This window comes from Streptomyces bikiniensis, from assembly GCF_000716625.1.
GTDB lineage: Bacteria > Actinomycetota > Actinomycetes > Streptomycetales > Streptomycetaceae > Streptomyces > Streptomyces bikiniensis.
In genome coordinates, this window is the sequence record NZ_JNXJ01000059.1 from 18,374 (window position 1) to 27,254 (window position 8,881).

Annotated in this window: 7 protein-coding genes; 3 read left to right on the forward strand and 4 right to left on the reverse strand. The window is 71.0% G+C overall.

All coding sequences use genetic code 11. From position 1 onward, the window contains the following. Positions 1–29 precede the first annotated feature (29 nt). Positions 30–1,316: a glycoside hydrolase family 16 protein gene (locus OO47_RS30570; RefSeq protein ID WP_030222470.1), complete on the reverse strand. Its 1,287-nt coding sequence runs from the start codon at positions 1,314–1,316 to the stop codon at positions 30–32. A 209-nt stretch (positions 1,317–1,525) separates the two neighbouring features. On the opposite strand from OO47_RS30570, the gene tpx reads away from it, so the two are divergent. Continuing rightward, positions 1,526–2,026 (forward strand): thiol peroxidase, encoded by a 501-nt coding sequence (tpx, locus tag OO47_RS30575; protein ID WP_030222467.1) that lies wholly within the window; start codon positions 1,526–1,528, stop codon positions 2,024–2,026. A gap of 111 nt (positions 2,027–2,137) precedes the next feature. On the opposite strand, the gene OO47_RS30580 is transcribed toward tpx, so the two are convergent. Next, positions 2,138–2,560, reverse strand: coding sequence for a Fur family transcriptional regulator (locus OO47_RS30580; RefSeq protein WP_030222464.1), 423 nt, complete (start codon positions 2,558–2,560; stop codon positions 2,138–2,140). A 254-nt stretch (positions 2,561–2,814) separates the two neighbouring features. Here OO47_RS30580 and katG point away from each other — a divergent pair, with 254 nt between their 5' ends. Next, entirely contained in the window at positions 2,815–5,067 is a 2,253-nt protein-coding gene (gene katG, locus OO47_RS30585; protein WP_051716385.1) for a catalase/peroxidase HPI, read from the forward strand. Between the two features lie 433 nt (positions 5,068–5,500). Beyond that, on the forward strand, positions 5,501–6,241 hold the full coding sequence (locus OO47_RS30590) for a class I SAM-dependent DNA methyltransferase (RefSeq protein WP_030222457.1): 741 nt from the start codon (positions 5,501–5,503) through the stop codon (positions 6,239–6,241). Positions 6,242–6,382: 141 nt separating this feature from the next. Here the strand turns inward: OO47_RS30590 and OO47_RS30595 are convergent, their stop codons facing one another. Both OO47_RS30595 and OO47_RS30600 read right to left on the reverse strand, forming a co-directional pair. After that, positions 6,383–7,900 (reverse strand): alkaline phosphatase family protein, encoded by a 1,518-nt coding sequence (locus OO47_RS30595; protein WP_051716384.1) that lies wholly within the window; start codon positions 7,898–7,900, stop codon positions 6,383–6,385. Positions 7,901–8,137: 237 nt separating this feature from the next. Then, the coding region (locus tag OO47_RS30600; protein ID WP_030222451.1) for an RICIN domain-containing protein at positions 8,138–8,881 on the reverse strand (744 nt) is incomplete at its 5' end.

Genomic DNA, 8,881 nt, shown 5'->3' on the forward strand with positions numbered 1-8,881 from the left:
TCGGGTCGCCGTCCTGGTGGACCGCGGTCCTACCGGGTCACCGTCCACTTCTGGTTGGCGGTGCCCCCGCAGGTCCAGATCTGGAGCCGGGTGCCGTTGGCCGAGCTGTTGCCGGTGGCGTCCATGCACTTGTTCGCGCGCGGGTTCACCACGTCCCGGGCGTCGTTGGCGACCCAGCGCTGGGCCTCCGTACCGTTGCAGTCCCACAGCTGGAGGGGCGTTCCGTCGGCGGTGCCGGCGGAGGTGACGTCGAGGCACTTGCCGAGCGCGCGGAGGGTGCCGTCCGTGCCGACGGTCCAGCGCTGGGCGGCGGTCCCGTTGCAGTCGTAGAGCTGGACGGGGGTGCCGTTCGCGGTGTTCGCGGCGGCCACGTCGACGCACTTGCCGCCGATCCCGGTGATCGGTCCGCCGCCGGCGGGGGCGTCCGAGGTGGTGACGCGGACGTGGTCGACGACGAGCTGTCCCGGGAAGGGGGTCGAGCCGTCCGGGTCTCCGGGCCAGTAGCCGCCGACCGCGAGGTTGAGGATCAGGAAGAAGGGCTTGTCGAAGACCCAGGTCCGGCCGCCGAGGTCGGCGGGCGTACGGGTCTGGTAGACGTTGCCGTCCACGGACCAGGTGATCCGGCCGGGCGACCAGTCGACGGCGAAGGTGTGGAAGGCGTCGGCGAAGGCCTGCCCGCCGGGCAGGGTGTAGCCGGCGCCGATGCCGCCGGAGCCGGAGTAGCCGGGGCCGTGCAGGGTGCCGTGGACGGTGGAGGGTTCGAAGCCGACGTTCTCCATGACGTCGATCTCGCCCGAGTTCGGCCAGCCGACCTGGCCGAGGTCGTTGCCGAGCATCCAGAACGCGGGCCACATGCCCTGGCCGCGCGGCACCTTCATGCGGGCCTCGACGTGCCCGTACCGGGTGGTGAACTTCCCCGCGGTGTTGAGCCGTGCCGAGGTGTACTCGCACCGGCCGTACCAGCACTGGTAGTTGCCCGGGTTCTCCTTGCGGGCGGTGATGACCAGGTGGCCCTGGCCGTCGAGCGCGGCGTTGCGGTTGCCGGCCGTGTAGTACTGCCGCTCGTGGTTGCTGACGTTGTCGCCGGTCTCGATCTGCCACTTGCTCCCGTCCACGGCGGCGCCCGCGGGGCCGTCGAAGTCGTCGGAGAAGGTGACGGCGGCCGCTCCGGCGGCGGGGGCGGCCTCCCCCGCGGGGGTGGTTCCCCCGGTGGGGCCGGCCGAGGCCGCCGGGCCGAGCGCCGTGACGGCGAGGGCCAGGGCGAGGGCGGACAGGGCGGAGGACAGCGTGCGCCGTCGCGTGCGGGAGGAGGTCATGGCTCTCTCTTCCGTCGGGTGGGGGACGGCGCCGTGGACGCACGCCTCGCCTGCATGTCAGGTACATGACACGCATGGAGGCGGTCCGCTTCGCCGCCCACCTGATTTAAGAAGTGAAGGAAGGGGGCGTCAAGAGGTGTGACCGTGCGGGCCGCCGGGACTCCGTACGATTCCCTTCGTTGTCACTCGTACCTCTGAAGGAGATCCCCATGGCCCAGGTCACGCTGAAGGGCAGCCCGGTGCAGGTCAACGGCGTCCTGCCGGTCCCCGGCAGCCAGGCTCCCGAATTCACGCTCGTCGCCGAGGGTCTCGCCGACAAGTCGCTCAAGGACTTCGCCGGCGTGCGCAAGGTCCTCAACATCTTCCCGAGCGTCGACACCCCGACGTGCGCCTCCTCCGTTCGCGCCTTCAACAAGAAGGCCGGCGAGCTGGAGAACACCGTGGTGCTCTGCATCTCCGCCGACCTGCCCTTCGCGCAGGCGCGCTTCTGCGGCGCCGAGGGCCTGGAGAATGTCAAGAACCTCTCGACGCTCCGCGGCCGCGAGTTCCACACGAACTACGGCGTGGAGATCGCGGACGGGCCGCTGGCCGGTCTGACCGCCCGCGCGGTCGTCGTCCTCGACGAGAACGACAAGGTCCTGCACGCGCAGCTCGTGGGCGAGATCGCGGACGAGCCCGGCTACGACGAGGCGCTCGCCGTCCTGAAGTAGTCCCCGAGCAGTCCCCGCATCCCGGAAGGGGCCGTCACCGACCAGCGGTGACGGCCCCTCCCTCATGCGCTCATCCCCCCGAATCCCTCATGCGCTCGCCCCCCGGATCCCTCATCCGCCCGCCCCCGAGCAGTCCGGGCACAGCCCCCGGTACGTCACGTCGGCCTTCTCCACGGCGAAGCCGAAGCGCTCCTCCGCCGGAAGGACGGCCAGCGGGTCGCCCGCCGGGCGGACGTCCCTGATGAGCCCGCAGCCCGAGCAGACCAGGTGCTGGTGCGCCCGGTGCGCGTTCGGGTCGTAGCGCTTGGCCCGCCCGTCCGTGGAGAACTCCACGACCTCCCCCAGCGCCACGAGTTCGCCGAGGGTGTTGTAGACCGTCGCCCGCGCGATCTCCGGCAGCCGCTCGACGGCGCGCGCGTGCACCTCGTCCGCCGTGAGGTGCACGTGGTCGCCGGCCAGCACCTCCGCGACCACGCGCCGCTGGGACGTCATCCGCCACCCTCGGGATCTCAGCCGTTCCAGCAGGTCGCTCATATCGGTTCACCTCTTCGGCTTCGGCACGGGGCCCGTGGCGTCCGGTGTGCGGCCGGTGTTCCTCGGACAGGATCTGGCGTTGTTCTTGACTTGGACAAGGTCCATTGTAGGATCAGTTCCGTTGATGGCCAAGGGACAGGAAGACTTCAGCGCGGCGGGAGTCCGAGACGCAACGGCTCTCCGGGCCCTGCCCGGCCGCTCTGCCGATCGCACTTCCCGAGCACTGTTTGTCCGCCAGGTCCGGAAGGATTCCGATGTCTGAGAACCGCGTGCCCGAGAACGAAGCGCCCGAGAACCACGACGCGATCGTGGTGGACGCGAAACTGGACGAAGCCGGGGGCGGCTGCCCGGTCGCACACGGCCGCGCCGCCCACCCGACCCAGGGCGGCGGCAACAACCAGTGGTGGCCGAACCGGCTGAACCTGAAGATCCTGGCCAAGAACCCCGCCGTGGCCAACCCGCTGGGCGAGGACTTCGACTACGCCGAGGCGTTCAAGAGCCTCGACCTGGCGGCCGTGAAGCGCGACATAGCCGAGGTCCTCACCACCTCCCAGGACTGGTGGCCCGCCGACTTCGGCCACTACGGCCCCCTCATGGTCCGGATGGCGTGGCACAGCGCGGGCACGTACCGCATCAGCGACGGCCGTGGCGGCGCCGGCGCCGGCCAGCAGCGCTTCGCGCCGCTCAACAGCTGGCCGGACAACGTCAACCTGGACAAGGCCCGCCGTCTGCTGTGGCCGGTCAAGAAGAAGTACGGCCAGAACCTCTCCTGGGCCGACCTCCTGATCCTCACCGGCAACGTGGCCCTGGAGACGATGGGCTTCGAGACCTTCGGCTTCGCCGGCGGCCGCGCGGACGTGTGGGAGCCCGACGAGGACGTCTACTGGGGCCCCGAGACCGCCTGGCTGGACGACAAGCGCTACACGGGCGACCGCGAGCTCGAAGAGCCCCTCGGCGCGGTCCAGATGGGCCTCATCTACGTCAACCCCGAGGGTCCGAACGGCAACCCGGACCCGGTCGCGGCGGCCCGCGACATCCGGGAGACCTTCCGCCGGATGGCGATGAACGACGAGGAGACGGTCGCGCTCATCGCGGGCGGCCACACCTTCGGCAAGACCCACGGCGCCGGTCCGTCCGAGAGCGTCGGCGACGACCCCGAGGCCGCGCCGATCGAGGCGCAGGGCCTCGGCTGGGCGAACTCCCACGGCACCGGCAAGGGCGGCGACACGATCACCAGCGGTCTGGAGGTCACCTGGACCACCACCCCCGCGCAGTGGGGCCACGACTTCTTCAAGCACCTCTTCGAGTACGACTACGAGCTCACCAAGAGCCCGGCCGGCGCCCACCAGTGGGTGGCGAAGAACGCCGAGGCGATCATCCCCGACGCCCACGACCCGTCGAAGAAGCACCTCCCGACGATGCTCACCACCGACCTGTCGCTGCGCTTCGACCCGGCGTACGAGCAGATCTCGCGGCGCTTCTACGAGAACCCGGACCAGTTCGCGGACGCCTTCGCCCGCGCCTGGTACAAGCTGACGCACCGTGACCTGGGCCCGGTCTCGCGCTACCTCGGCCCGGAGGTCCCCTCCGAGGTGCTGCTGTGGCAGGACCCGCTGCCGGAGCGCGAGGGCGAGCTCCTCGACGCCGCCGACGTGGCCTCCCTCAAGGAGCGGATCCTCGCCTCGGACCTGACCGTCGCGCAGCTGGTCTCCGCCGCCTGGGCCGCGGCCTCCTCCTTCCGCGGCAGCGACAAGCGGGGCGGCGCCAACGGCGGCCGCATCCGCCTGGAGCCGCAGCGCAACTGGGAGGTCAACGACCCGGAGGAGCTGGCGCAGGTCCTCCGCGTCCTCGAAGGCGTCAAGGCCTCCTTCGACGCCGAGGGCGGCAAGAAGGTCTCGATCGCCGACCTGGTCGTGCTCGCGGGCTCCGCCGCCGTCGAGAAGGCCGCCAAGGACGCGGGCTTCGACGTCGAGGTGCCGTTCACGCCGGGCCGGGTGGACGCGAGCCAGGAGCAGACGGACGTCGAGTCCTTCGCCGCCCTGGAGCCGAAGGCCGACGGCTTCCGCAACTACCTCGGCAAGGGCAGCCGGCTCCCGGCCGAGTTCCTCCTCGTCGACCGGGCCAACCTGCTGAACCTGAGCGCCCCCGAACTGACCGTCCTCGTCGGCGGCCTGCGCGTCCTGGGCGCCAACCACCAGGGCTCGAAGCACGGCGTCCTGACCACGGCCCCGGGCACCCTGACGAACGACTTCTTCGTCAACCTGCTCGACCTGAACACGGTCTGGCGGCCGGTGGCCGGGGACGCGGACCTCTTCGAGGCCCACGACGCCGCGACGGGCACGGTCACGTGGACGGGCACCCGCGCCGACCTCGTCTTCGGCTCCAACAGCGAACTGCGCGCGCTGGCCGAGGTCTACGCGAGCGACGACGCGAAGGAGAAGTTCGTGAAGGACTTCGTCGCCGCGTGGGACAAGGTGATGAACCTGGACCGGTTCGACCTGGTCTGATCCCCCTCACCCCGCGGCCGGACGGCACCGCCCGTCGTCCGACCGCGGCACGCCCGGCCCGGACGGCTCCCCCGCCGCCCGGACCCGGCCGCCCCTCCCCTGTCCGAGGCGGTCCCGGGCGGTCTCCCCCTGTGGTTCTCCGTCCCCGCCGGAGAGACGACCGCGGAGCTGACCGTCCCCGTCGTCACGGACGGCCTCAAGGAACCGACGGAGTCCCTGCGGGCAGCCCTGTCCCTCTTCGACGGCTCCTGGGAGCTCGTCCCGGGCCCGGAGTTCACCGGAAGGGTACGGGACGCGGCGTAGCCTCTCGCCGTACGGGAAACGGGGCGGCCGGCGGGCCCGGGGACAGATTCCGGGCCCGTCGGCCGCCCTCCCCGCGCCCCGGACGTAAACGCGTCGACAGCGCCGCACACGCCTGGCAGTCTGACGCCCCGTGACGAGCAGCGAACCGTGGACCCGTGAGACCGCCGACCGCTACGACGCCGAGGACGCCGAGATGTTCTCGGCCGCCGTCCTCGGGCCGACCCTCGACTTCCTCGCCGAGCTCGCCGGAGACGGCCGGGCCCTGGAGTTCGCCATCGGGACCGGGCGGGTGGGGGTTCCGCTCCGGGAGCGCGGCGTGCCGGTGGTGGGCATCGAACTGTCCGAGCACATGGCGGCGGTCCTGCGCCGCAAGGTGGACGAGGAGACGCTCCCGGTGGCCTTGGGGGACATGGCCACCACCGTCGTCCCCGGCACGTTCTCCCTGGTGTACCTCGTCTACAACACGATCTCGAACCTGCTCACCCAGGACGAGCAGGTCGAGTGCTTCCGCAACGCCGCGCGACACCTGGCGCCCGGCGGCCGGTTCGTCGTCGAACTGGGCGTGCCGCCCCTGCGGTTCCTGCCGCCGGGACAGATCGCGGTGCCGTTCGACGTCTCCGAGCGGCACCTCGGCTTCGACACCTTCGACCTGGTCGAGCAGCTCCTCGTCTCGCACCACCTCACCCGCGACGGCGACGACGGCCGCTACCGCCGCGGCAGCTCCCGGCACCGGTACGCCTGGCCCGCGGAGCTGGACCTGATGGCGCGGATCGCCGGACTGGAGCCGGAACGCCGCGTCGCGGACTGGAACGGCGCGCCGTTCACCCAGGACTCCACGAAACACGTCTCCGTCTGGCGCAAGCCGGCCTGAAGCCGGGCCCGCGCCCGCACGTGGCAACGGGCGACTCGCCTCTCAGGAAGTACGGGGCGTCCGCGCCGACTCGGTCTTCGACGACACCGTCGGCACGGCGCACGCCTCTCCGCTTCCGAGCGGACAGGCCAGCCAGGGCGATCAGAGGGTGAGGCCCACCTGGTCGATCGTCCAGAAGGCGCTGTTGGTGCCGGTGTAGTGGAAGTGCAGCCGGGCGGTGGTGACGCCGGGGGGAACGTCGACCGCCAGCCTCTCGTGGGCGTTGTGGTCCGCGCGGTAGGAGCGCAGCAGCTGCCGGGGGCCGCCGTCGAAGGAGATGTGCACGTCTCCGGTCTGCGGGCCGTCCACCTTGTAAGTGGTGGCGTAGGAGACGGTCGCGAGCGCTCCGCCGCTCACGGCGAAGGCCGGGCTGGTGAGCGTGGAGTCGAACGGGCCGGCGCCGTGGGTCTTGTCGTCCCACTCGTCGGAGTCGGCGACGGCGAAGACGTCGCGCGCCCGGACGTTGGTCTCGCGCCCCTGCCCCAGGTCCGTGTTGCTCCAGAACTCGTCGGTGGCGAAGGACCAGCCCCTCCACTCGGTGACGCCGCCGGCGGGCATGGCGGAGTTGTCGATGGTCCAGCCGCTGGGCGAAGTGGCCGTCCAGCCCTTGAGGGTGGAGGGCAGGGCGAGTTCGTCGACACGGGTGTTCAGGGCCGGACGCAGCGCGTCGAAATCGTCGGGCGCCAGGGCGCCGATCGCCGTGCCGTCGAGCTGCCACGCCGGGTCCGCGGCGACCCCGAAGTGGCGGAGGACGGTCGGAGCGACGTCGGTGACCTTCACGTCGTGGCGGACCGAACCGGGCGCGAAACCGGTGCCCTTGGCGATGACGAAGGTCTGCCGCTCACTGGGGCTGTTGCCGCCGTGTCCGCCGTTCGGCAGGTGACCGTGGTCTGCGGTGACGACGATCTGCCAGTTCTCTTCGGCGTACGCGGCGCGGGCGGTGACGGCGTCGAGGATCCGGCCGATCCGGGTGTCGGCCCTGTTGAGGGCGTCCAGGTAGGCCCGGTGACCGGTGCCGTAGTAGTGACCGGCGCCGTCGACCTCGTCGAGGTGGACGAAGGCGGCTTCCACGTCGGTGGCCCCCAGCCGGGCGACGGCGGTGGCCGTGGTGTCGTCGTCGCTGACGCCGCCGAGGCGGGTGTCGACGGCCGGCCCGAAGACGGTGTCTCGAATCGGCGCCCAGGTTCCGACGACCAGGGTGTCGAGGGTGGGGTCGGCGTTCTCCAGACGGGTGGCGTAGTCCGGGTAGAGGTCGGGACGGGCGCCGTTGAAGCTGTTGTCGACGACTTTGTGCTTGTCGGGCCAGGCTCCGGTCGCGAGGGACGACCAGCCGGGGCCGGAGGACGTGGGGGCCATCGGGTTCGCGTAGAGGTTGCCGGTGGCGGTCATGCCGTCGGCCATGAGGCTCTTGACCCTCGGCATCTCCGCCTTGGCGAACGAGGCGAAGGTCGCACCGTCGATGCCGATCACCAGCGACTTGGGACGCTTCACGATACCGGGGGCGCCGGAGGACGACGGCTCCTCGCCGCGGGCGGCGGCGTTCGTGGAGGCGGCAAGCGACAGCACCGCTGCCGCGAGGGTGCCGGCGAGGGCGGCACGCAGGGGACGGGACAGCTGCACGAGGTCTCCTCGGAGGACGTGTGGGAGTGCACGGCCGTCACGGCCAGGCGTCTGCGATCCTCCCCTCGCCCATTAATCAACAGACATCAACATCACCCATCAGAAATGAACGGACCGTGAAGTTCGGTTCAGACCTGTTGTCTCGGTGTGACATGCGAGGAGACCTGTCTTGCGGGCCGGAACGCTCGGGTGCCCCTCCACCGCGGGGATGGAGGGGCACCCGAGCGAGCGCCACCGTCAGACGGTGGCCCGGTCCCACTGCTGGTTCTGACCGTCGTTGCAGGTCCACTGGTCGAGCGCCGCGCCGTCCGCGTACGAGTACTCCGAGACGTCCAGGCACTTGCCGCTGTGCCGGGCGACGAGCCGGCTGAAGCCGGCGTCACCGGACGGCTCGATCTTCCAGTGCTGGGACTTCAGGGAGCCACAGGTCTTCTGGACGACCGCCGCGCCGTCGTCGGCGGACGCGCCTTCCACCTCGAGGCACTTGCCGCTGTTACGGGCCATGATCTGGACGTAGCCGCTGGTGCCCACGTTCTTGAACCAGTACTGCTGGTTGATGTCGCCGCCACAGCCCCACTGGACGATCCGGGCGCCGTCGGCGGAGTCGAAGTTCGCGACGTCGGCGCACTTGCCGCTGCTGCGGACCGAGAGGGTCTCCCAGACCGCGTTCATGCCGCTCACCTTGCCGGCCGCCGCGTCGATCGTGAGCCGGGGCGAGTAGTCCATGGTCATGGTCGTCTTGGTGGGGAACTTCAGGGGGAGCCAGACATACTGGGAGTCGTTGACCGTGCCGCCCATCGAGTTGCCCCAGCGGTCGCCCATGTAGAGGTACGAGGTGCCGGACGTGCCCTGGACCGGCAGGACGTACGCCGTCTGCGAGCGGTAGGTGGTCGAGTTGCCGATGTCCTTGAGGCCGCTCCAGGTGCCGGTGACGCTGGTCGCCGTGGCGTACTTCTGCTGGTTGGGGGCCCAGCCCGTGGC

Bases quoted from the DNA above. Each gene is read 5' to 3' on its own strand.
- OO47_RS30570 (WP_030222470.1), bottom strand. From the start codon at position 1,316: ATGACCTCCTCCCGCACGCGACGGCGCACGCTGTCCTCCGCCCTGTCC.
- OO47_RS30580 (WP_030222464.1), bottom strand. From the start codon at position 2,560: ATGAGCGACCTGCTGGAACGGCTGAGATCCCGAGGGTGGCGGATGACG.
- tpx (WP_030222467.1), top strand. From the start codon at position 1,526: ATGGCCCAGGTCACGCTGAAGGGCAGCCCGGTGCAGGTCAACGGCGTC.
- katG (WP_051716385.1), top strand. From the start codon at position 2,815: ATGTCTGAGAACCGCGTGCCCGAGAACGAAGCGCCCGAGAACCACGAC.